Origin of the sequence: Streptomyces broussonetiae (assembly GCF_009796285.1) — a bacterium.
Classification (GTDB): Bacteria; Actinomycetota; Actinomycetes; order Streptomycetales; family Streptomycetaceae; genus Streptomyces; species Streptomyces broussonetiae.
In genome coordinates, this window is record NZ_CP047020.1 from 2,483,160 (window position 1) to 2,504,459 (window position 21,300).

Sequence of the window (21,300 nt, forward strand, 5' to 3'; positions counted from 1 at the left end):
CGTCGACGGCGCCCCTGCCCCTGGAAGCTCGGGCCCGGGCGGGCATCGTGATCACGCGAAACCCCGCCCCCGCACACGCGAGGACGGGGCCGGCGCCACGGAGAAACTCAGCCGATCTGCGCCCCGGTGGCGGACAGCGCGGCGGTGACGGGCTGGAAGAACGTCTCCCCGCCGGAGGTGCAGTCACCACTGCCACCGGAGGTCAGCCCGATGGCGTCGCTCCCGGAGAACAGCGACCCGCCGCTGTCACCGGGCTCGGCGCACACATCGGTCTGGATGAGCCCGCTGACGGTCCCCTCCTGGTAGTTCACGGTGGCGTTCAGCCCGGTGACCGTCCCGTCGTGCACATGGGTGGTCGACCCGCTGCGGGTCACCTTCATCCCCACAGTCGCCTCCGCGGCCCCGGTGATCTTCTGCGTGGACCCGTCGTAGAGGTCGACCTCGCTCGGATGATCCGCATCCGCCGTGTACTTCACGAGCCCGAAGTCGGTGCCCGGGAAGTGCGACTCGGCGTTCTGCCCGATCTCCTTGCCGCTGGAGTCCGACCAGGTGGAGATGGCCGAGGTGCAGTGCCCTGCGGTCAGGAAGTACGGCTGTCCGCCCTTGACCACGTTGAAGCCGAGCGAGCAGCGCCCGCCCGAGCCGCTGATCGCGTCACCGCCGGCGATGAAGGGCTTGAACTCCCCCTTCGACCGCGTCAGCTCCGCCCTGCCGCCGAGCCCCTGCACGACCTTGCCCAGCTTGGCCCACTCGGCGCGGGAGACGGTCCTGTCGGCGGTGACGACGACCTTGTTGCTGACGGGGTCGGTCGCCCACGACGTCCCGGCGATGGTCGCGTCCTTCTTGAGCGTGGAACGCGCGCCGTCGAGCTGGGCGAGCGAGTGGGCGACGAGTCTCGCCCTGGCGCCGGCCGCCTCGACGGTCCGGGCAGCACTCCGATCGAGCACGTTGACGACAAGGCTCCTGGCCCGAGCGTCGTAGTAGCTGCCTGCCGCGCCGGAGCCGAGCCGGCTCAGCAGCGTAGAGGCGAGATTTCCAGCCGCCGGAGCGGACAGGACCCGCGCCTGCGGAGCGGACTTCACCGGCTCGCTGGCGTTCGCATTCTGCAAGGTGAGACCCGCGACGATCAGTGCGGCGATGCCCGCGCCGGCCACGGCGGCCCGTCGCCCGGATATGCGTCGGTGCTTCAACTCACGTCCTCCTGTGGGGGGATGGCCCGCGCGTCGTGGGGACTCGACGGGCCGGAAGGCTGGTTGACGAGCGCCCACTCTTCCCAAGGTCACAGGGAGTACACAAGGTTGACTTCAGGACGCGCGCAGAGAGGGCTTGCGCACCCCCACACTCTTGACCGACCACGGTCACGCCTGGAAATTCACATTGCAAACACCAGGTGCACGCGGCCCACGCCGGAGCGTGACGACAACCGCTGGCCGAAACCAGACGCAACGCGCCGTACGAAGCCCCCGCACGCACGAGGCGTACGGGGGCCCGGGAAAACCGACATCCGAAACCGCTACGGCAGCGTCACCCCGTAGTAGCTCAACGCCTCGGTGACCGGCTGGAAGAACGTCGTACCACCGGAGGTGCAGTCGCCACTGCCACCGGAGGTCAGCCCGTACGCCACGGACCCGCCGTACAGCGGACCACCGCTGTCGCCGCCCTCGGCGCAGACCGTGGTCTGGATCAGCCCGGAGACGATGTCCCCGCTGCCGTAGTTGACGGTGGCGTTCAGCGCCGTGACCCGCCCGCTGTGCGTACCGGTGGTGGAACCGCGCCGGTAGACGGTCGTCCCCACGGACGGTGTGGCCGCGCTCGTGATGGACTGACTGCCCACCGAACTCGGGTGCGCGATCGAGGAGTTGGTGTACCGCACCAGCGCGAAGTCATTGCCCGGGAAGCTGTAGCCGACGTTGGTGCCGAGCACCGTGCTGTGACCGGAGTTGCTGTACCAGGTGGAGGCCACCTGACCGCAGTGACCGGCGGTGAGGAAGTAGTAGGTGCTGCCGCTGTGCACGTTGAAGCCGAGCGAGCAGCGGTACTGGCCGCCGTAGATGGCGTCACCGCCGCTGATCAGCTTGTTGAACTTGCCCGGCGTGTGCTTGATGGTGAGCGCGCCCGCCTCGGCACCGGCCTGCCGCTTGATCCTGGCGATCCCGGCCTGGGACACGGTGCTGTCGGCGGTGACCACGACACGCCCGGTCTTGCTGTCCACCGCCCAGGCGGTACCGGGTACGTCGGCCTGCCGGACGGAGTCGCTCGCCTTGGTGAGCTGGGTCGCGCTGAACGTGTGGGCGTCGCTCGCGTTCGCGGTGGGGGCGGCGAACGCAGCCGCGGCGAGGAAGCCGGTGGCCACGGCGATCAGCCGGGTCCGTCTGACAGTGCCGCTGCGGGGAGTGGTGCGCTTGATCCTCACGTTTCGTTCCCTCCAAGGGAAGTCGGGGGCCCGCGTGGGGTGGGGCCCGTGAGGCGCAGTCAGGGACGCGACCGGATCCCGTGCCACGCATGCCCCTGACAAGCGCTGAGGGGGAGTATTCGGCCGAACGACCGGTTGCCACAAGAGTGCCTTTCGGCCGTCGGACTTTAGGTCGACTTGGAATCCCCTTTGCCCATCACTGCCCTGACGTCATCTCACCCCGCGCTCACCCGCCTCGACGGCCAGGTCCAGCGTGTTGCCGGGCGGCGGGAAGGGGCAGATGAAGTGGTCGGCGAAGGCGCAGGGCGGAAGTTGGGCGTGGTTGAAGTCGACGGTCGTACGGCCCTCGCCGTCCGGCGCGGCCGGGTGCAGGAACCGGAACCGGAAGCTGGTGTCACCGCTGGTGGCGTCGGCGAACACCGCCCACAGCGCCCCGTCGCCCTGCCGCGCGACCTGAAGCGTCAGCTCGCGCCCGGCCAGGATGAAGGCGAGTTCACCGGCGAGGGCGAGCCCCCGCTCCCGCCCGTCGGCGTTGCCGACCCGCACGGTGCGCGTGCCGTCGTACGGTGTGAACCGCCCCGGCACCGACCAGCGCGGATCGTAGGGGGTGGCGTCGATGCCGCCGAAGGCGCGCCGGCCCGCGGACGCGGGATCGAAGATCCGCACTCCCCAGACCCCTTCACGGACCAGCACCACCAACCGCTTCCCACCGAACGCGACCCGGGACTCGGCCTGCGGCCCGAGGTCGGCGGCGAGGTGGACGCCACCGGAGAAGGGCCGGCCGTCCACGGTCAGCCCGTCGGCGCCGGTGGCGGTGAGCACAATCCCGTCGTCGTGCGCCACCCAGCTCCCGGGAATGTCCGGAAGTCGACCCTCCGGAAAGTCCTCGACCCAGTGTGTGGCGGTCAGCGCGAGCGGCCCGTAGGGCGCCGAGACGTCCTCCACGCGCCGCTCGTGCCACTGCTTCCACGCGTCGTGGGCGTCAGCCATACCATCCATCCCTTTCGCCGGTCGGCAACCCGTCACTCATCAAAAGACCCCTTCCGGGTGGGGTACCCCGAGATGCGAGCGAAGCGTGGTGCCCGCGTATTCCACACGGAACGCACCGCGTTCCTGGAGCAACGGCACCACTCGGTCCACGAACTCCTCCACCTCATGGGCGGCGAGCACGTACCCGTCGACGGCTCCCTCGCGGACATAGGAGTGCAGAGCGTCGGCGACGGCCTCAGGGGTACCCACGAAAGACGCCTCACCGGCGGTGCCCCCGAGTCCCACGCTCACCCCGGCCAGGACCTTCAGTTCCTCGGGCGCGCGGCCGTACGCCACGAGCCGCCGCTTGACGTCGGCGTACCGGGCGCGGGACGCCGCCAGGGGCCGGTGCGGCACGACCATCACGTCGGCCGACGCCACCGCCGCCGCCAGGGCCCGCTCGCCCTCCCCGGCCCGGATCACCACGGGCCGCCCCTGCGGGCAGCGGGGCAGCCCGGCCCCGTCCGGCACCCCGGCAGCCGTCCAGGCCCCCTCCAGCCACCCCGCCCGGCCCGCGCTCAGGTGGTCCAGGGTGGCCAGCCTGCGGGCGAGTTCGTACGGCTCACCGCCCGTGCCGCCCACGGCTGCGGCCAGTCCCACCCGGGCGGTGACCCCGGCGAGAGCGTTCAGCAGGGCGATCGGCTCCGGCCGGCCCACCGGGCCCGCGTCGAACAGCAGGAAGTCGAACAGCCCGCGCTCGGCGACACGGGCAAGGCGCTCGAAACCGGAGAAGTCGACGCCGGTGGTGTCGGCGGCGGCCGGTACCCGCACCGCCAGATGCACCTGCCGCCACCGTACGGTCATGACGTTCCCCCGGTCACGGCGTACTGGTGGGCGGGCCGGGCCAGGCCGAGATGGTCGTGCAGGGTGCTGCCCGGATAGAAGGTGCGGAACAGGCCACGGTGCTGAAGCAGTGCCACCGTGCCGTTGACGAGCCGCTCCAGGTCACGGCGCGGTTCGACGGGCACGAGATGGAAGCCGTCGGCGGCGCCGTCGGCGTGCCAGGCTGCGAGCAGCTCCGCGAGGTCGACCGGGCCACCCCGGTACAGCGGGCCCCGCGCGGTCGGCCGTGGCCCTCCCCCGCCGTGTCCGGGCTCGGCCGCGTACTCCCCGGCGCCGAGGTCGATCAGCAGGCTCGCCAGGACCCGCAGCGCATCCGGCCCGCGCCCCGACTCGGCCGCCCGCGCGCGCAGTTCGTCACGGACCGCGGCGGCCCGCTCCGCGGTGACAGCGCGCACCAGAGCCACGTCCGCGTAGCGGGCGGCGACGGTACGGCCGTGTTCCTCGGTGGCGTCGACCACGCGGACGGGATGGCCCTGCGGCGGTGCCCAGCCGTCCCACACCTCGGCGGACACGTCGATCCGCCAGCCGGCCCGGCCACGGCTGACCCAGTCCAGCGTCGCCATGGCCGCCCGCGCCCGGAAGGACTCGGTGGGGGTGGCGGTGACCGTCGGGACGAGGCCGAGCCGCCTGGTCGCGGGCGCCACCCGGCACAGCACATCGAGCGCGTCGGGCCCGAGCCGGCCGCAGCAGTCGTCCAACGTCACGAAGTCCAGCCCGCCGCGCTCGGCGAGCAGGGCCAGCTCGAGATAGGAGTCGGCGTCGAAGGAGCCCGCCTGGTCGATACCGGCGGCGAGATGCAGCAGCCCCCGGGCGTACCGCGCGCTCACCGGACCCCGTCCCGCCACGACGGCGAGCAACCACGACAACACGCCCCAGCGGCGCCGAGCACACCGCCGGCGAACCCGCCGTCGACGGACGCACCGCATACGAGACCGCCGCATACGAGGCCGTCGCATACGAGACCGCCGCGACCGGACCCACCGCACCTCACCACCGCGCCCACCCTCACAGCACCTTCGAGAGAAACGCCCGTGTCCGCTCGTGCCTCGGCCGGTCCAGCACCTCGCCCGGCGGCCCCTGTTCGACGATCCTTCCGTCGGCCATGAACACCACCGTGTCGGCGACCTCCCGCGCGAACGCGATCTCGTGCGTGACGACGATCATCGTCGTGCCCCGGTCGGCCAAGTCCCGTATGACATCGAGGACTTCACCGACCAGCTCCGGATCGAGGGCCGAGGTCGGCTCGTCGAACAACAGCAGCTTGGGCTCCAGCGCGAGCGCCCGTGCGATGGCCACCCGTTGCTGCTGCCCGCCCGACAACTGCCGTGGATAGGCCTCGGCCCTGTCCCCCAGCCCGACCCGCTCCAGCAGCCGGCGCGCGTCCGCCGCCGCTTCCTTCCGGGGCCGTCTCAGCGCGGACACCGGGGCCTCGACGACGTTGTCGAGGACCGTGAGGTGGGGAAAGAGGTTGAAGTTCTGGAAGACGAACCCGATCCGGGTGCGCTGCCGGAGCACCTCGCGCTCGGGCAGCTCGTACAGCTTGTCCCCGGCGCGCCGGTATCCCAGCAGCGCGCCGTCCACGCTGATCTCGCCCCGGTCCACCTTCTCCAGGTGGTTGATGGTGCGCAGCAGCGTCGACTTGCCGGAGCCGGAGGGCCCGAGCACGACGGTGACCTCACCGGCGTGCACCGTCAGATCGATGCCTCTGAGGACGTCGAGCGAGCCGAAGCTCTTGTGCACGGACCGGATGTCGACCATGACACTCATAGACGATTCCCTTACTGGTCTCGGAAGTCGGGTCAGGCGGCGGCCCGGCCGGCCAGGCTTCGCAGGAAGCCCAGCACCGACCGGGCGGTCGCGTCGTTCTGCCGGAACGCGGGCCCGCCGGTGTGCGGCCGGGTGAAGGCGCCCGGGGTACGGGCGTCGGTGTACGGGCCGAGCGCGAAGCGCCGGGGATGCGGGCGCCCGGCTCCGTCGAGGACGCGGCCGTCGCCCGGGTCGACCCGGAGCAGCCCCTCGGGGGTCTCGGCGGCACCGTCGGCGTGCAGGTCGCGCAGCAGGTCGTCGCGGGCCCGCCCGACGGTGGGCGCGGGCAGCCGGGCCTCCACCAGCGCCCTCGCCTCGACGCGGAAGCCCGGCACGGTGGGGCTGGTGGCCCGGAACACCCCGTCCTCGGCGGTGACGCTCATGTCGGCCCCGACGAACCTGAGCAGACCGGCCCGGGACAGCGCGAGCATCTGCCGCAGCCGGGGCCCGGGCGGCCCGGACGCCAGGTAGCTGAAGAACCCGTGCCACCAGGACCCGGCGCCCCCGAGCCGCACGATCTGCCCGTAGACGGACAGCAGCCCGAGGAAGACCCCCAGGTCGGCGCTGTACGAATGGTCATGACGCCGGTTCAGGTCGTCCTCGACATAGGCGCGCAGCCCGTCCTGGAACGCCTCGTGCGACGCGTAGCGCATCCCCTGCAGCGGGTGGTCGAGCGCGGTGAGGTCGAGCCGGTCGGCCGGGTCGGGTACGGCGGCGGTGACCAGCGCCCGGGTCTCGGCGGGGCCGGCGGCGGCCGCGTACTTCTCCTCGAAGTCGGCCAGGGCCATCGCCGTACGCTCCGGGTGGGCCGTGAACAGCCGGTGGTAGTGGGCGAAGCCCAGCTCCTTCTCCACCAGCGGCCACACATCGCGCCGGAAGTCGAAGCCGGCCGGCCGGGCCAGCAGCTCCTCGACCTCGGCGGGCCCGAAGAAGCGGGGCAACGGGGGCCGGTCACCGGTCCAGTCGTAGCCGATCTTCGAGTGGTACGGCACCCCGCGCCGCGAGCCGACGTACAGTACCGGCTCACGCCCCGAGGGAACGTAGGCGTCCCCCTCGTACCGCCCGCCGCGCCCCTCGGTGAGCAGCACCATCAGGTCGACGAAGGCCAGCCCGAAGCCGCGCACGAGCACCGGTTCGCCGGGCCGCAGCGGGGACAGGTCGGTGTCGGCGGTGAAGTCGGGCGGCAGGTGCACCAGGCCGTGCTCGTGGGCATGGGCGGCCAACTCCGCCTGGTCCGCGTGGAGTTCGGCGTCGAGATGGCCGAGGGCCAGGATCACCAGGTCGGCCAGGAGAGGACGTGGGTGGCCTTCCAGCCACACCTGCTGACGGCCCTCGCGCGGACCGCTGATCCGCAGGGCGCGCCGGGGATGGTGGTGCACGGTGACGCCCTCGGGCAGGTCGGCCAGCGCGCGCTCGTACACCCAGCGCAGATAGCGGCCCTGGAGCCGGCGGTCGGCGAAGGTGGCGCCGTGCAGTCCGGCCCATTCGTGCAGGGTGGGGCCCTTGCGCACCGGGCCGTCCATGGTCACGGTCTCGTCGGTGAACATGGTGACGTCCTCGGCCCGCGAGTTCATCCACAGCAGCGGCGACTGCGCCTGGCGCCAGATGCGCCCGCCGCCCGGCGGGTGGGGGTCGACCAGATGGATGTCCAGGCCCGTGCCGGCGTACAGCTCGGGCGCGTTGGCGGCGATCCGCTCCAGGAGTCCGGTCCCCCGCGGCCCGGCTCCCACGATCACCAGCTGCGGCCTCATCGGGTGCTCTCCGTGCCGCGTGCGTAGTACTTCTCGACGCAGGCCTGGCCGAGGCCGAGCAGCGAGGTGACGACGGCGTACCAGAGGGTCGCGACCATCAGCAGCGGGATGACCTGATAGGTGCGGTGGTAGACCAGCTGGGCGGAGAACAACAGGTCGTTGACGGCGATGATGCTGACGATCGAGGTGCCCTTGAGGGTGCCGATCAGCATGTTGCCGGCGGGCGGCACGATGGAGCGCATCGCCTGCGGCAGGACGATCCGCCACCAGCGGCGCCGGCGACTCAGGCCGAGCGCCTGGGCGGCCTCGATCTGCCCGCGTTCCACGGAGAGGATGCCGGCCCGTACGACCTCGGCGGCGAAGGCGGCCTCGTGCAGGGTGAGCCCGACGATCGCGACGGCGACCGGGGTGAGCAGGTTGACGGTCCTCACGCCGAACACCTGCGGATACAGCGCACCGATGTTGAACCACAGCAGCAGCTGCACCAGGATCGGGATCGAGCGGAACAGCCAGACGTAGCCCCAGCTCACCGCCCGCAGCACGGGGTTGGCGGACAGGCGGAAGGCGGCGAGCAGGGTGCCGAGGGCGAAGCCGAGGACCATGACCACGGCGGTCAGCCACAGCGTGAGCCACAGTCCGCGCAGGATGGAGTCCGTGGTGAAGTAGTCGGCTACGACGCCCCATTGGAACGCCTGGTTGCGGACGACGGAGGTGACCGCGAGGGCGAGCAGGACGAGGACGGCAACTGCGGCGGCCCACTGCCCGTACCGGCGCCGCGGGACGATCCGCGGGACGTCCGCGGGCCGGGGTGTCCCGGGCGCGGTGGGGGCTTTGGCGAGGGTGTCGGATGACATGCGAAGGCTCCGTGACGCGTGGAATCGTCGGAAAGTGGTGCCTTCACACGGGGCGCGCGGCGCGGCGCGGACACGGCCGAGCCCCTCAGCAGGGCCGTCCCCCGAGAGTACGTGGGCATTTCCCCGCACTGTCAAGGCTGTCCATACTGTGAGCCGTACGTCTCAAGTCAGTTGACGCGGAACCGGATGCCTGTTCCACTTGCCCCATGCATCCACAGCAGTGGCTGGTCACCCGCTCCCACATCGACTTCGGTCGCGTGTGGTCCTGTTCCTGTTGAGCTGACCCCCTGCGCACGCCTGCTTCTGGAGCAGGCGTATTCGCGTTCTCCCTCTCTTTGCTCCACCCCTTTCCGTACGCCTTCACACGCGCACCCCTCCCCTCGCGCTTTCGTGCCTCGCCGCTCACAGGAGACCGCTGTCCGATGCGTTCGCGTCTTATGCTTCCCTTTGCCATGATCACGTCGGCCACCCTGTTCCTCACCGCCTGCGGCTCCGGCTCGACCGGCCCGGGCGGGACGGACGCGTCCGGGGTCGCGGCCGGGTCCGACGAGGTGCCCACCACGGATGTCGTCTCGGCCGAGAGGAAGGACGAGGCGGCCGCGCGGCTGCTGCCCGCCGGCACCACGAGCCTCACCGTCGCGATCAGCGTCGGCGGCACCCCGCCCGGCACCACCTATCTCTCCGACGGCAGGACACTGACCGGCCAGGACGTCGACTTCACCAAGGCCGTCGCCAAGGTGCTCGGCATCAGGCTGAAGGTGGAACAGGCAAGCTTCGAGGCGATCCTGCCGGCCCTGGACAGCGGCAAGTACGACTTCGGCGCAAGCAACTTCGGCGTCACGGACGAACGCCGCAGGACCGTCGACTTCGTCACGTACATCAACGACGGCCAGGGCTTCGCCGCCCGCAAGGACAGCAAGCTGTCCGGGATCACCGATCTGAAGCAGTTGTGCGGCCTGAACGTCGCGACCACCGCCGGCACGACCTTCGAGGCCACGCTGGAGGAGAACAAGCACGTGTGCGCCGACGCGGGCAGGAAGGCGTACCAGGTGCAGACGTACGCCGACCAGAGCGCGATGTGGTCCTCGGTGCAGCAGGGCCGCAGCGACGTCGTGATGTCCACGATCAACGGCCTGCGCTACGCGGTGGCCCACCAGCCGGGCGTGAAGTTCCTGGGCAAGTTCCACCGCCTGGACGTGGGCTTCGCCTTCAAGAAGGGCACGAAACTGGCGCCTGCCTTCCAGGCGGCGGTGAACAGGCTTCTGTCCGACGGGACCTACGGCAGGATCCTCGACAAGTGGGGTACGACGGGCTCGGCCATCGTGGAGTCCCGGATCAGCCCGCCGGAACTGAAGAGCTAGCACCCGACGTGGCGTCATGTTCCTGTTCTGTCACGATCTGACCCCTCGTCAAGACCGTGCGGTCCCTGCCCACCTGCGCATCCATCCGGTTTGGGGGTTCACCCGTACGCGGCGCCGATCACCCATCCGCCGCCGACGATCATATTTCACTCTCAGTCAGCAGCCATACGAGTCGTGACCCTTGAGACACAAGGGCTCTCGACGGATCGCCTGTGCACCAGTACCGTCACAAACCCCCCGCGCGGCGTCTATCCACTTGGCGCGCCGTCCGCATCATGGATGACCATAGGGATGCGGAAAGCAGAAACACCGCTGTGAGAGGAGGCGTCCATGGGATCGGTACGCAAGGCGAGTGCGTGGCTCGGCCTCGTCGACGACAACGATGACGAGCGTTATTACGACGACGAGTACTCCGAGGGCACGGAGTCCGGGGACGCCTGGGTCACGGACCCCCGGGTGAAGGTGGCCACGGACACGGCCGAGGAGAGTGGCCGCCGGATCGGCACGGTCACCCCGGACAGCTTCCGGGACGCCCGCGCCATCGGCGAGCTGTTCCGGGAGGGCGTCCCGGTGATCATGAACCTCACGGCGATGGAGCCCGCCGACGCCAAGCGCGTGGTGGACTTCGCGGCGGGGCTGACCTTCGGTCTGCGGGGCACGATCGAGCGGGTGGCGACCCGGGTCTTCCTGCTGACGCCGGCCAACACCGAGATCGTCAGCGGTGAGCCGGCCGCGCGCCGCGAGGACGGATTCTTCAACCAGAGCTGAGGCAGGGCCGCTCACCGGCCCTGCCTCACGAAGGGGCTCACCGGAAGGCGTCGAGCCCGGTGAGCGCCTTGCCCAGCACGAGCTGGTGCATCTCGACGGTGCCCTCGTAGGTGAGCACCGACTCCAGGTTGGTCGCGTGCCGCATCACGGGGTATTCGAGGGAGATCCCGTTGGCACCGAGGATCGTCCGCGCCGTACGGCAGATCTCGATGGCCTCGCGGACGTTGTTGAGCTTGCCGAAGCTGACCTGCTCGGGGCGCAGGCGGCCGGCGTCCATCCGCCGCCCCAGATGGTGGGCGAGCAGGATCCCCTTGTGCAGTTCGACCGCCATGTCGGCGAGCTTGGCCTGGGTGAGCTGGAAGCCGCCGATGGGCCGCCCGAACTGCTCCCGGGACTTCGCGTAGTCGAGGGCCGCCTCGAAGCTGCTGCGGGCCGCGCCCATCGCGCCCCAGACGATGCCGTAGCGGGCGTGGGACAGACAGCTGAGCGGACCGCGCAGTCCGGTGACCTCCGGGAGTACGGCGTCTGCGGGCAACCGTACGTCGTCCAGGACCAGTTCGCTGGTGACCGAGGCACGCAGCGACCACTTGTGCTTGATCTCGGGCGCGGAGAAGCCGGGGCTGTCGGTCGGGACGACGAAGCCGCGGATGCCGTCCTCGGTCTGCGCCCAGACGACGGCCACGCCGGCGACTGAGCCGTTGGTGATCCACATCTTGCGCCCGTTGAACACCCAGTCTCCCCCGCCGTCGCGCTTGGCGTGGGTGCGCATGGCGGCGGGGTCGGATCCGATGTCGGGCTCGGTGAGCCCGAAGCAGCCGATCACCTCCCCGGCCGCCATGCGCGGCAGCCACTGCTGCTTCTGCTCCTCGCTGCCGAACCGGTGGATCGCGTACATGGCGAGCGAGCCCTGCACGGAGACCAGGGACCGGATGCCCGAGTCCGCCGCCTCCAGCTCCAGGCAGGCCAGGCCGTACTGCACGGCCGTCGCGCCCGCGCAGCCATATCCGGTCAGGGACATGCCGAGGGCGCCGATGGAGCCGAGTTCACGCGCGAGTTCGCGGATACCGGGCAGCTCGCCCTTCTCGTACCAGTCGGCGACGTACGGCAGCACACGGTCGGCGGCCCAGCTGCGGACCGTGTCCCGGACGGCCAGGTCCTCCGGTTCCAGCAGGTCGTCGATCCCGAGCGGGTCGGCGGGATCGAAGGCGGGCAACTTCGGTGACGCGGACATGAGACACCCTCCGGCACAAGAAAACTAGCAGCGCTAGTCACATTTTGCGGCCGACGTTACGGCGCACCGTCCCACACGTCCAGTAGGTCGGGCAGGACGTCAGGCCGAGATGCGGGACTCCGCCACTTCCCTCGGTGCGGGCAGCTCCACCGCCGCCGCGGGCTCCGGGCAGTGCATGATGCGGGGCAGCCGCAGTGCCATCACCGCGCCCAGCAGCAACAGCCCGGCACTCACCAGCAGCGTCAGATGCAGCCCGTGCACGAAGGAGTCGCGCGCGGCCCGGCGCAGCGCGGCCCCGGCGCCGCCGCCGAGCCGGCCCGCGATGTCGTAGGCCTCCGCGAGCGAACGCCCGGCCGAATGCGACGTGTGCTGCGGCACGCCCGGCACCGAGCGCAGGCCCGGCGCGTAGGCCGCGTTCATCACGCTGCCGAGCAGCGCGATCCCGATCCCGGCCCCGAGTTGGTACGACGTCTCGCCGATCGCCGCCGCACCGCCGGCCTGGTCCGCCGGGCACTCGCTGAGCATCGACTCGTACGCCCCGAAGAGCGTGGTCTCCAGGCCGAAGCCGAGCAGGACGAAACCGCAGAGCAGCAGCGGCGCGTTGTCGGTGGCACCCATCGCGGTGAGGGTCAGGACCGCGACGGCGGTCAGCAGGAAGCCGGTGCACACCATCCGGCGCGGCCCGAAGCGGCGCAGCATCCGCGCGCCCGCCAGGCCCGCCGCCATCGCCGCGATGGTCAGCGGCAGCAGTCTGAGGCCGGTCTGCAGGGGCGACAGCCCGAGCACCAGTTGCAGATACTGCGCGGCGATCAGCTCCAGACCGACCAGCGCGAGCATCGCGAGCACGATGCAGCCCACCGACGTGCTGAACGCGGGCCGGCGGAACATCCGAAGGTCCACCAGCGGATGCGGCAACCGCCGCTGGCGCCGTACGAAGAAGAAGAGGAGGGCCGCGCCGACCAGCAGCGGCAGCACGGTGAAGGGGCTCGCCGACGCCTCACCACCGCCCAGCCGCTTCACACCGAGGACGACACCGAACAGGCCGCCGGCCGCCATCAGGGCGCCGACCACGTCCCAGGGGCCGCCCCGGTTCCCCCGGGACTCGGGCAGCAGGATCCGGCCGACCGGCAGACTGACCAGCATCAGCGGGATGTTGACCAGGAAGACCGCGCCCCACCAGAAGTGCTCCAGCAGAAAGCCGCCGAGCAGCGGTCCGACCGCCGCGCCGACGGCGGCGACCGCGCTCCAGATGCCGATGGCGAGCGCGCGCTCACGCCGGTCCGGGAAGACCTGACGCAGGATCGACAGCGTGGCGGGCATGATCATCGCGCCGCCGACGCCGAGCAGTGCGCGGGCCAGGATGAGGATCTCGGCACTCGGCGCGAAGGCGGCCACGCCGGAGGCGACGCCGAAGAGGCCGTAGCCGAGCAGCAGGACACGTCTGCGGCCGACCCGGTCCCCGAGGGTGCCGAAGAGGATCAGCAGCGAGGCGCAGACCAGCGGATAGACGTCGACGATCCAGAGCAGTTCCATGGCGCCGGGCCTGAGGTCCTCGGTGACGGCGGGGACCGCCACATGCAGCACGGTCGCGTCGAGGGCGACGAGCAGCAGGCTGACGCAGAGGACGACGAGGACGACCCAGCGGTTGGCAGCGACTCCGGCCGCCCGACGGCGCGGCCGTGTGGCGGCCGTGGTCGTCCCGGACATGCGCGTACCTCCCAGATGGCCCCTCGCGTGCGGCGGGTCGACGGGGTGGGGACTTCCCTGTCGTACGGCCGGAGAGGAGCGGTGTCCCCGGCCCGCTCGAACCCACGCGGGTGACTCGTCAGCGTACGCGAGTCCGCCACGGGGGCGCGTGGCGGACCTCTCACACGCCCGGCCGAACCCGTGTGGCGTACGCCACTTCGCTCTCTCTTGACCACGCCCCGGGGAAAGGTCCGGTTCCGTGTCCGGTCGATAATCGAGCCCGTGACCGATCTTGAAGCGTGCGCGGCCCCGCCCCGCGCCCCTCTGCTGCGCCGGGCGGCCCCGGCCCTGCTGGGCTATGCCGCGGTGCGGGCCCTGGGGCTGGTGGTGCTGGCGGTGTGGAGCGCGGCGCGCGGCAAGAGCGCGTACACCTTGCTGACGGCACGCTGGGACGCCCTCTGGTACACCCGGGTCGCCGAGCTGGGCTACGGCTACGAGGTGCGGCTGCCGAACGGCGACGTGCACTCCGATCTGGCGTTCTTCCCGCTGCTGCCGTGGCTGGAGCGGCTGGCGCACGCGCTCACACCGCTGTCGTACGCGGACGCCGGATTCGTCGTCAGCCTGCTCGCCTCGCTCGCGGCGGCCTGCGGGATCTTCGCGGTCGCGGAGCGGGTCCACGGCCGCCGGGTCGGGATCTGTGCGGTGCTGCTGTGGGCCGTGCTGCCCGTGGGGATCGTGCAGTCGATGGCGTACAGCGAGTCGTTGTTCACGGCACTGGCGGCCTGGTCGCTGTACGCGCTGCTGACCGGGCGCTGGGTCTGCGCCGGTGCGCTCGCGGCCCTGGCCGGGCTGACCCGGCCGGTGGGGGCGGCCGTGGTCGCGGCGGTGTGGGTCGCGGGCGTGCTGTCGTTCGTACGCGAGCGCGGTGCGCGTGGCGCGCAGGCCCCCGCCCGGCGCCGCGTCCTCGGCATGCTGCTCGCTCCGCTCGGGGCCGCCGGTTACGTCCTCTGGGTCGGACACCGCACCGGCAAGGGTCCGCTCGGCTATCTGGACGTCCAGGCCGGCTGGCGCAACGGGTTCGACGGCGGCTATGCCTTCGCGCGTTTCGTGGTCGACAAGTTCACGTCATTTCCGTCCGCGCTCGCCGGTGCCGGCCTGATCCTCGGGGTCGTCCTGCTGCTGTGGCTCTACGTCACCGGCGTCCGGCAACGCCAGCCCGTCGAGCTGCTGGTGTACACGGGTGTCGTTCTCGCGCTGGCGCTGTGCGCGTCGAGCTACTTCGGCTCCAAGCCCCGGCTGCTGCTGCCGGCCTTCCCGCTGCTGCTGCCGCTCGCCCGCGCCCTCGCCCGACCGCGCATCCCGCGATCCGTGCTGGTCACGGCCGTACTGGCGGTCGGCTCGGCGGTCTACGGAGCGTTTTGGCTGAACGGCTCCGGTCCACCATGATCCACTTCTACGGACGGTGACGCCGCGGAGAATTCCGTACCAGGGCCGGGTTAACGCATTCATAAGCGCCATATAAACAACACCCGGCATGATCAAAGGAATTGAAGGCAGTCGCGTCACCGGATTGCGGAATATCCGGAATTCGAGCCGTCCTTGAGAGGTTTGCCACATCACATCGTCATCACAAAGCCGCAGTTTCGACGGGGACCACAGCTCACTCGCTGTAACGTCGATTGGGTGCGTACCGAACGAAACCTCACGCGGCGTCTGGACCGGGTGTTCGCCAGACTCGACCGTGAGCCGGAACGGCCGGCCCACATCGATGTGCCGAGGATGAGCCGGCACCGGGTCGTTCTGTTCACCGCGACCCTGGCTTTCTACCTCGCGATCGTGTGGGCCGTGGTGATCACGTCCTGGCTGGTCCGGCTCGACTGGCAGGTCATGTTCTTCCGGCCGTACCAGCAGTGGCCGCAGATCCACGCCTTCCTCGACTACTACGTGGTGCTCGGCCAGCGCGGCCCCACCGCCGTGATGGTCGCGGCCTGGCTCGGCTGGCGCTCCTGGCGGCAGCACACCCTGCGCCCGCTGCTGACCCTCGCCGCCTCGCTGCTGCTGCTGAACATCACGGTCGGCGCCGCCAAGTACGGCATGGGGCGCCTCGGTCCGCACTACGCGACCGTGATCGGCTCGAACGAGATGATGCGGGGCGGCGATATATTTCCCAGCGGACACACCGCCAACGCGGTGGTGACCTGGGGAATCCTGGCGTATCTGGCCTCCACCCCGCGGGCCCGCCGCTGGCTGTCGGCCGGGTCCGCCGTCACCTCGCTCGGTGTCGGCATGACCACGGTCTACCTCGGTACACACTGGCTGAGCGACGTACTGCTGGGCTGGGCCGCGGGCCTGCTGATCCTGCTCGCCATGCCCTGGTTCGAGCCACTGATCGCCAGGACCGAGGGCTGGCTCTTCGACCTGCGCGACCGCTGGCGGGCCCGCCTCAGCCGCCCCGCGGCCGAACCGGCCGTCCCGGTCACCCCGGTGGTGCTCAAGCCGCGCAGCGCCCAGCCGGCCGAGCAGCCGTCCCCGGCGCGCGAGCCGGTCGCCTCGACCCGCGCCTCCCGGGGCCTGGTGCATCTGGCCCCGGGGCCGCACACGACGCGTGCGGAGCGCAGCCCGGTCACCCCGGCGGGCAGCCGCCGCCCGCCGCACACCGACCACCGTCTCCCACGCGGCACTTCCCAGCCGGCCCGCCCGCTCACGGGCGGCTGACGGCGGGTCCGGCGGCGGGGTCCGGTACGCACACACCCGCCCCGCGTCTCCCGGTCACGGCAAAGGCCCCGTCTCCCCCTGCGGGAGCGGGGCCTTTGCGCTGTCCCGTGCCGTACGTGAGGGGCGTTCAACCCTTCCAGGCGCGGGCCACCACGCCCTCGCGCACCTCGAAGTTGAGCCGCCCCGCCCGGTACTCCATGGTGATGATCGCGCCCGGCGGCAGCGACCGTACCGTCGACCACCCCCGTCGCCGAGCCAGCCGCTCGGCCTCTACGGCGTCCAGGCCGACATACCCGTCCGGACTGTCCTGGGGCTCCGCCGGCGGAGTGGGAATCTGTGCCATGCCACCAAGCTAGCAAGGTAAGCGGAACATCAGACCTGGGTCACACTTCTGTCACAGCTTCGCAGGCCGCGTTTCCTGCGCAGTGACATCAGTCGGGCCACATCGGGCATCACACGTACGGGGGTTTCCGCGCGGCCCGTCGGGGCAATCGAACGGAATTCACGCCCGTCACCGGGCCGCTTCGAATTGCCCGGCGGAAAGGCCCCCGGCGGGGGATCGGGGTACGCCGGAGAGAGCATTCCCCGCGCAATCCGTCGCGGTACCCGGACAACTGACGCCGCATGGGAATTTCACCGATTCACCACATACCCAGGACGCGGGACAGCCGCTGCCCCGGGTGGGCAGCGGCTGTCCGCGGGGCGCTCTGCGCTCAGAGTGCCAGGCGCTGACCGGGCACGATCAGGTTCGGGTCGCCGCCGATGACCTTCTTGTTGGCGGCGTAGATCCGCTGCCAGGTGGTCCCGTGCCGGGCGGCGATCGCGCTCAGCGTGTCGCCCTCGCGGACGACGTAGTCACGGTCACCGGAGCCAGCGCCGCGGCCGGTGGACCGCTCCGCGGCCTGCGCCGTTGCGGACCGGGCCGGGGCGGACCCGGCCGGGGCGGACCGGGCCGGGGCGGACTTCGTCGTCACGCCCTTCGAGCCGGCCGTGCCGGAGGAACCGGTGCGCTCGGCCGCGGGAGCCGCGCCGGAGGCTTCGGCGCGGGCCGAGCAGACGGGCCAGGCGCCCCAGCCCTGAGCCTGCTGGACCTTGGTGGCAACGGTGATCTGTGCGCTCCTGGAGGCCTGGTCGGCCGTCGCGGCGTAGGCGGTACCGCCGTACGCGCGCCAGGTCGAGGCGGAGAACTGGAGCCCGCCGTAGTAGCCGTTGCCGGTGTTGATGTGCCAGTTGCCGCCGCTCTCGCACTGGGCGATGCGGTCCCACACCCCGTTGTCCGCCGCCGCGGCGTTGCCGGTCGCGGCGAGCAGCCCCAGCGGGGCGAGCAGCGCGGCTCCGGCGAGCGCGGCCGTCGTACGGCCCTTGCGGCTGCCGTCGTGTCGGTCGGCGTTGCGGGTGGTATCGGCACACTCGGACATGTAATTCCCTCTCCACGAACCCGGGGTCCCCCAGGCGGAGCACGTCTCGCCGCGCATGAGCGCGGCTCCTCGTGCCCGCCCCGTCCGCCGTGGACCGGTGCCGGCGTTCGTGCTGCCGGTGCCGGGCGGTGGACGTTCCCGAGCGGTGCTCGTTGCACACGGCGGAGGAATGTATGGAGGGTGACCTGCCGAAATCAACCAACTCCCTGTCTTTCCAGGCCAGTTCACAGTTACCGCAGGTAGCGGCAATTTTCGGCCACCCACTACATCCGCCGATTTCCCTATTTGTCGACCAACGACCGAGGTGATCTGTGATTCACTTCACCCGCACAAGCTCCTTGACTGGCCGACGAGTTGACGGTGAGTGGCTCATTCCGCACACTTGGTGACCGTGCGCGGCGGTTGGTGCGAACCGGTTGCTGTCGGGGCGTGACTCCCACCACAGGACGTCCGTTGTCTTCTTCATGAGCCCGGACACCCGCGGCTCATCGGCCGGGAGCCACCCGGCCGACCCAGCACGCATCCCGAGGGAGCCACCGTGCCGCGCATGCTCGACGTCAGTGACGAGGTACGCGCCGAGATCGGCGACGAAGAAGCCGACCGGCTGCTCGCCGACGAGAACACCCCGGGCAGTTACGACTGCACCTCCTGCCGCACCCAGGGCGACTCCGCGCAGGAGCGCACCAGCACCGTTCTCTTCGTCGGCGACGAGACCGCCGTCCTCGCCTTCGCCCACGCCAGCTGCCTGCCCTCGCAGGTCGTCCAGGTCACCGAGGAACAGCTCCGGGGCGCCGTCCGGTCCATCGGCGGCGTCGCTCCCGGCGGCGGCGCCCCCGGCGAGCCGCACAAGGCCGCGCCCGAACAGGCCGTGCTCGGCGTGACCAGCGGACTCGTCCTGATCGAGGGCGAGTTGCACCCCGCACTCGTCGTCGAGCCGACCACGCCGATCGTCCGCCCCGGTTCCGCCTCGTCCACCGACGAATTCCTTCCGCTGCTCATCGAGCAGAGGTTCCTGCCGATGACCGAGCTGACGTCCGTGCCGCCGGTGCTGCACGGCTGGTCGGTGCTGCTCGCCATGGGCCAGCTGCACGCGGTGCTCCAGCCGGGTGCGAACGGGGGCCAGCCGGTGGCCTGGTGGCAGGCGCACCAGCCGCTCCAGGTGACCGACAGCTGGCGGGCCGCCGCGAACAAGCACCAGCAGGTGCTCATGTTCGCGGCGCCGGTCGGGTCGATCGGGCGGCAGCCCCGCGAGGATCTGCTGCGGGAGTCCCTCGACAAGGCCGCGGCGCAGGGGAAGCTGGTCGCTGCGGCGCTCCCTCTCGCCGGTACGTGATCCGTCACCCAGAGGGACCGGGGGCGCGTGCAGCCCGGCGGCCGTGGGTCGTCCTGGGTTACCCGCGCAGTTCGCCGCGCCCCCAAAGAGGCTTCGGTGACCGTATCTCTTCAAAGGCACCGTCGTTTGGACATACGTGCACACATACGACACTCCTCCCCCTCGCCGGCCCGCCTTCGCCTCCGTGCCGTCTGCCCGGTCGGCGCAGGACGGGGTCGGTGCGGGCTCGGCCACGCCGATCTACGACATGCTTTACGCGGAATGGGTCAAGACCTTCCGCACACTGCCGGGGGACCGCAGCGGGGAGGAGGGGCTGAGGTTCAGCCCCTTCGGCGAACTCCCGGGCGTCACGGGCGTCTACGGAGGCCACCGGGCGGGATCGTTCAGCAGCTCGTACAGCGCCTACAGCGCGGGGGCCTACAGCGCGCGGCAGCAGTCGCAGTGGCAGCGGATCGGCACACTGGGACGGCAGCACGACACCGGAATGCTGCACGTTCCGGCGGCGCTGCCGCCGGGGCCGCGCCAGGGCCTGTGAGGCACGGCAGAGGCGGCCCCTGACCTTCGTGGTCGGGGGCCGCCTCTGTGTGCCGTGGAGCTACTACTTCTTCTTCGCGCCGCGCTTCTCGCGCACCCGTACCGAGATGTGGATCGGGGTGCCCTCGAAGCCGAACTCCTCGCGCAGCCGGCGCTCGATGAAGCGGCGGTAGCCCGCCTCGATGAAGCCGGAGGCGAACAGCACGAAGCGTGGGGGCTTGGTGCCGGCCTGGGTGCCGAACAGGATGCGCGGCTGCTTGCCGCCCCGGACCGGGTGCGGATGGGCTGAGACCAGCTCGCCGAGGAAGGCGTTGAGGCGGCCGGTGGGGACGCGGGTCTCCCAGCCGTCGAGGGCGGTCTCGATCGCCGGGACCAGCTTCTCCATGTGGCGGCCGGTGCGCGCCGAGACGTTCACCCGCGGCGCCCAGGCGACCTGGCCCAGCTCGGTCTCGATCTCCCGCTCCAGGTAGTAGCGGCGCTCCTCGTCGAGGGTGTCCCACTTGTTGAAGGCGAGGACGACCGCGCGGCCCGCCTCGACGGCCATGGTGACGATCCGCTGGTCCTGCACCGAGATGTTCTCGCAGGCGTCGATCAGGATGACCGCGACCTCGGCCTTCTCCACGGCGGCCGCCGTGCGCAGCGAGGCGTAGTAGTCGGCGCCCTGCTGGAGGTGCACCCGCTTGCGGATGCCGGCGGTGTCCACGAACTTCCAGGTGACACCGCCGAGTTCGATCAGCTCGTCGACCGGGTCGCGGGTGGTGCCCGCCAGCTCGTTGACGACGACACGCTCCTCGCCCGCCACCTTGTTCAACAGGGAGGACTTGCCGACGTTCGGGCGGCCGATGAGCGCGATACGGCGAGGGCCGCCGACCGCGGTGCCGAAGGTCTGCGCGGGCGCCTCGGGCAGCGCCTCCAGGACGGCGTCCAGCATGTCGCCGGTGCCGCGGCCGTGCAGGGCGGAGACCGGGTGCGGCTCGCCGAGGCCCAGGCTCCACAGGTAGGCCGCGTCGGCCTCGCCACTCGGGCCGTCGACCTTGTTGGCGCACAGCACGACCGGCTTGCCCGCCTTGCGCAGCAGTCGTACGACCGCCTCGTCGGTGTCGGTCGCGCCGACCTTGGCGTCCACGACGAAGACGACCGCGTCGGCCGCCTCGATCGCGTACTCGGCCTGGGCGGCCACGGAGGCGTCGATGCCGAGGACGTCCTGCTCCCAGCCGCCGGTGTCGACGACCTTGAAGCGGCGGCCCGCCCATTCGGCCTCGTAGGTGACCCGGTCGCGGGTGACGCCGGGCTTGTCCTCGACGACGGCCTCGCGGCGGCCGATGATCCGGTTCACCAGGGTCGACTTGCCGACATTGGGGCGGCCGACGACGGCGAGCACGGGCAGCGGGCCGTGGCCCGCCGCCTCGATGGCGCCCTCGACGTCCTCGACGTCGAAGCCCTCTTCGGCGGCAAGCTCCATGAACTGTGCGTACTCGGCCTCGCCGAGAGCCCCGTGGTCGTACTCGTGCGCACCCTCGTGCGCGTCCGAGCCGTCGGGCTGGATGTCGTCGTTCAT

Annotated in this window: 19 protein-coding genes; 6 read left to right on the plus strand and 13 right to left on the minus strand. The window is 71.1% G+C overall.

From position 1 onward, the window contains the following. Positions 1-107: 107 nt before the first annotated feature. The 8 genes from GQF42_RS11465 to GQF42_RS11500 form a co-directional block, all read right to left on the minus strand. Positions 108-1,190, minus strand: a complete 1,083-nt coding sequence (locus tag GQF42_RS11465; RefSeq protein ID WP_158919527.1) for a S1 family peptidase — start codon at positions 1,188-1,190, stop codon at positions 108-110. 323 nt (positions 1,191-1,513) lie between these two features. Beyond that, a complete protein-coding gene (locus tag GQF42_RS11470; RefSeq protein WP_158919528.1) occupies positions 1,514-2,413 on the minus strand; it encodes a S1 family peptidase in 900 nt (299 codons plus the stop codon). Between the two features lie 210 nt (positions 2,414-2,623). After that, positions 2,624-3,403 carry a DUF1684 domain-containing protein gene (locus GQF42_RS11475; protein WP_158919529.1) on the minus strand — a complete coding sequence of 260 codons (780 nt, stop codon included), beginning with the start codon at positions 3,401-3,403 and terminating at the stop codon, positions 2,624-2,626. Positions 3,404-3,442: 39 nt separating this feature from the next. Beyond that, positions 3,443-4,246 (minus strand): LLM class flavin-dependent oxidoreductase, encoded by an 804-nt coding sequence (locus GQF42_RS11480; RefSeq protein WP_158919530.1) that lies wholly within the window; start codon positions 4,244-4,246, stop codon positions 3,443-3,445. Beyond that, positions 4,243-5,112: an LLM class flavin-dependent oxidoreductase gene (locus GQF42_RS11485; protein WP_233273326.1), complete on the minus strand. Its 870-nt coding sequence runs from the start codon at positions 5,110-5,112 to the stop codon at positions 4,243-4,245. Before GQF42_RS11485 ends, GQF42_RS11480 begins: the two co-directional genes overlap by 4 nt. A gap of 178 nt (positions 5,113-5,290) precedes the next feature. Then, entirely contained in the window at positions 5,291-6,052 is a 762-nt protein-coding gene (locus GQF42_RS11490) for an amino acid ABC transporter ATP-binding protein (RefSeq protein ID WP_158919532.1), read from the minus strand. Between the two features lie 32 nt (positions 6,053-6,084). Next, entirely contained in the window at positions 6,085-7,842 is a 1,758-nt protein-coding gene (locus GQF42_RS11495; protein WP_158919533.1) for an FAD/NAD(P)-binding protein, read from the minus strand. Next, positions 7,839-8,696: an amino acid ABC transporter permease gene (locus GQF42_RS11500; protein WP_158919534.1), complete on the minus strand. Its 858-nt coding sequence runs from the start codon at positions 8,694-8,696 to the stop codon at positions 7,839-7,841. Before GQF42_RS11500 ends, GQF42_RS11495 begins: the two co-directional genes overlap by 4 nt. 422 nt (positions 8,697-9,118) lie before the next feature. On the opposite strand from GQF42_RS11500, the gene GQF42_RS11505 reads away from it, so the two are divergent. Both GQF42_RS11505 and GQF42_RS11510 read left to right on the plus strand, forming a co-directional pair. After that, a complete protein-coding gene (locus GQF42_RS11505; RefSeq protein WP_199272649.1) occupies positions 9,119-10,057 on the plus strand; it encodes an ABC transporter substrate-binding protein in 939 nt (312 codons plus the stop codon). Between the two features lie 330 nt (positions 10,058-10,387). Further along, positions 10,388-10,825, plus strand: coding sequence for a cell division protein SepF (locus GQF42_RS11510; protein ID WP_158919535.1), 438 nt, complete (start codon positions 10,388-10,390; stop codon positions 10,823-10,825). 37 nt (positions 10,826-10,862) lie between these two features. Here GQF42_RS11510 and GQF42_RS11515 read toward each other — a convergent pair whose 3' ends face one another. Further along, the gene (locus GQF42_RS11515) at positions 10,863-12,056 is read right to left on the minus strand and encodes an acyl-CoA dehydrogenase family protein (protein WP_158919536.1); all 1,194 of its coding nucleotides are present in this window, start codon (positions 12,054-12,056) and stop codon (positions 10,863-10,865) included. 99 nt (positions 12,057-12,155) lie between these two features. Further along, positions 12,156-13,763 carry an MFS transporter gene (locus GQF42_RS11520; protein WP_158919537.1) on the minus strand — a complete coding sequence of 536 codons (1,608 nt, stop codon included), beginning with the start codon at positions 13,761-13,763 and terminating at the stop codon, positions 12,156-12,158. Between the two features lie 261 nt (positions 13,764-14,024). Between GQF42_RS11520 and GQF42_RS11530 the strand changes: the two genes are divergently transcribed. Beyond that, positions 14,025-15,188 (plus strand): glycosyltransferase family 39 protein, encoded by a 1,164-nt coding sequence (locus tag GQF42_RS11530; protein WP_158919539.1) that lies wholly within the window; start codon positions 14,025-14,027, stop codon positions 15,186-15,188. A 237-nt stretch (positions 15,189-15,425) separates the two neighbouring features. After that, positions 15,426-16,457 (plus strand): phosphatase PAP2 family protein, encoded by a 1,032-nt coding sequence (locus GQF42_RS11535; RefSeq protein WP_158919540.1) that lies wholly within the window; start codon positions 15,426-15,428, stop codon positions 16,455-16,457. Between the two features lie 127 nt (positions 16,458-16,584). On the opposite strand, the gene GQF42_RS11540 is transcribed toward GQF42_RS11535, so the two are convergent. Beyond that, a complete protein-coding gene (locus GQF42_RS11540) occupies positions 16,585-16,800 on the minus strand; it encodes an I78 family peptidase inhibitor (protein WP_158919541.1) in 216 nt (71 codons plus the stop codon). Between the two features lie 370 nt (positions 16,801-17,170). Continuing rightward, on the minus strand, positions 17,171-17,875 hold the full coding sequence (locus GQF42_RS11545) for a LysM peptidoglycan-binding domain-containing protein (RefSeq protein WP_158919542.1): 705 nt from the start codon (positions 17,873-17,875) through the stop codon (positions 17,171-17,173). 538 nt (positions 17,876-18,413) lie between these two features. Here GQF42_RS11545 and GQF42_RS11550 point away from each other — a divergent pair. Beyond that, entirely contained in the window at positions 18,414-19,208 is a 795-nt protein-coding gene (locus GQF42_RS11550; protein WP_158919543.1) for a hypothetical protein, read from the plus strand. A gap of 136 nt (positions 19,209-19,344) precedes the next feature. Then, a complete protein-coding gene (locus tag GQF42_RS11555) occupies positions 19,345-19,743 on the plus strand; it encodes a hypothetical protein (protein WP_158919544.1) in 399 nt (132 codons plus the stop codon). A gap of 63 nt (positions 19,744-19,806) precedes the next feature. Here the strand turns inward: GQF42_RS11555 and der are convergent, their stop codons facing one another. Next, the gene (gene der, locus GQF42_RS11560; RefSeq protein ID WP_158919545.1) at positions 19,807-21,300 is read right to left on the minus strand and encodes a ribosome biogenesis GTPase Der; all 1,494 of its coding nucleotides are present in this window, start codon (positions 21,298-21,300) and stop codon (positions 19,807-19,809) included.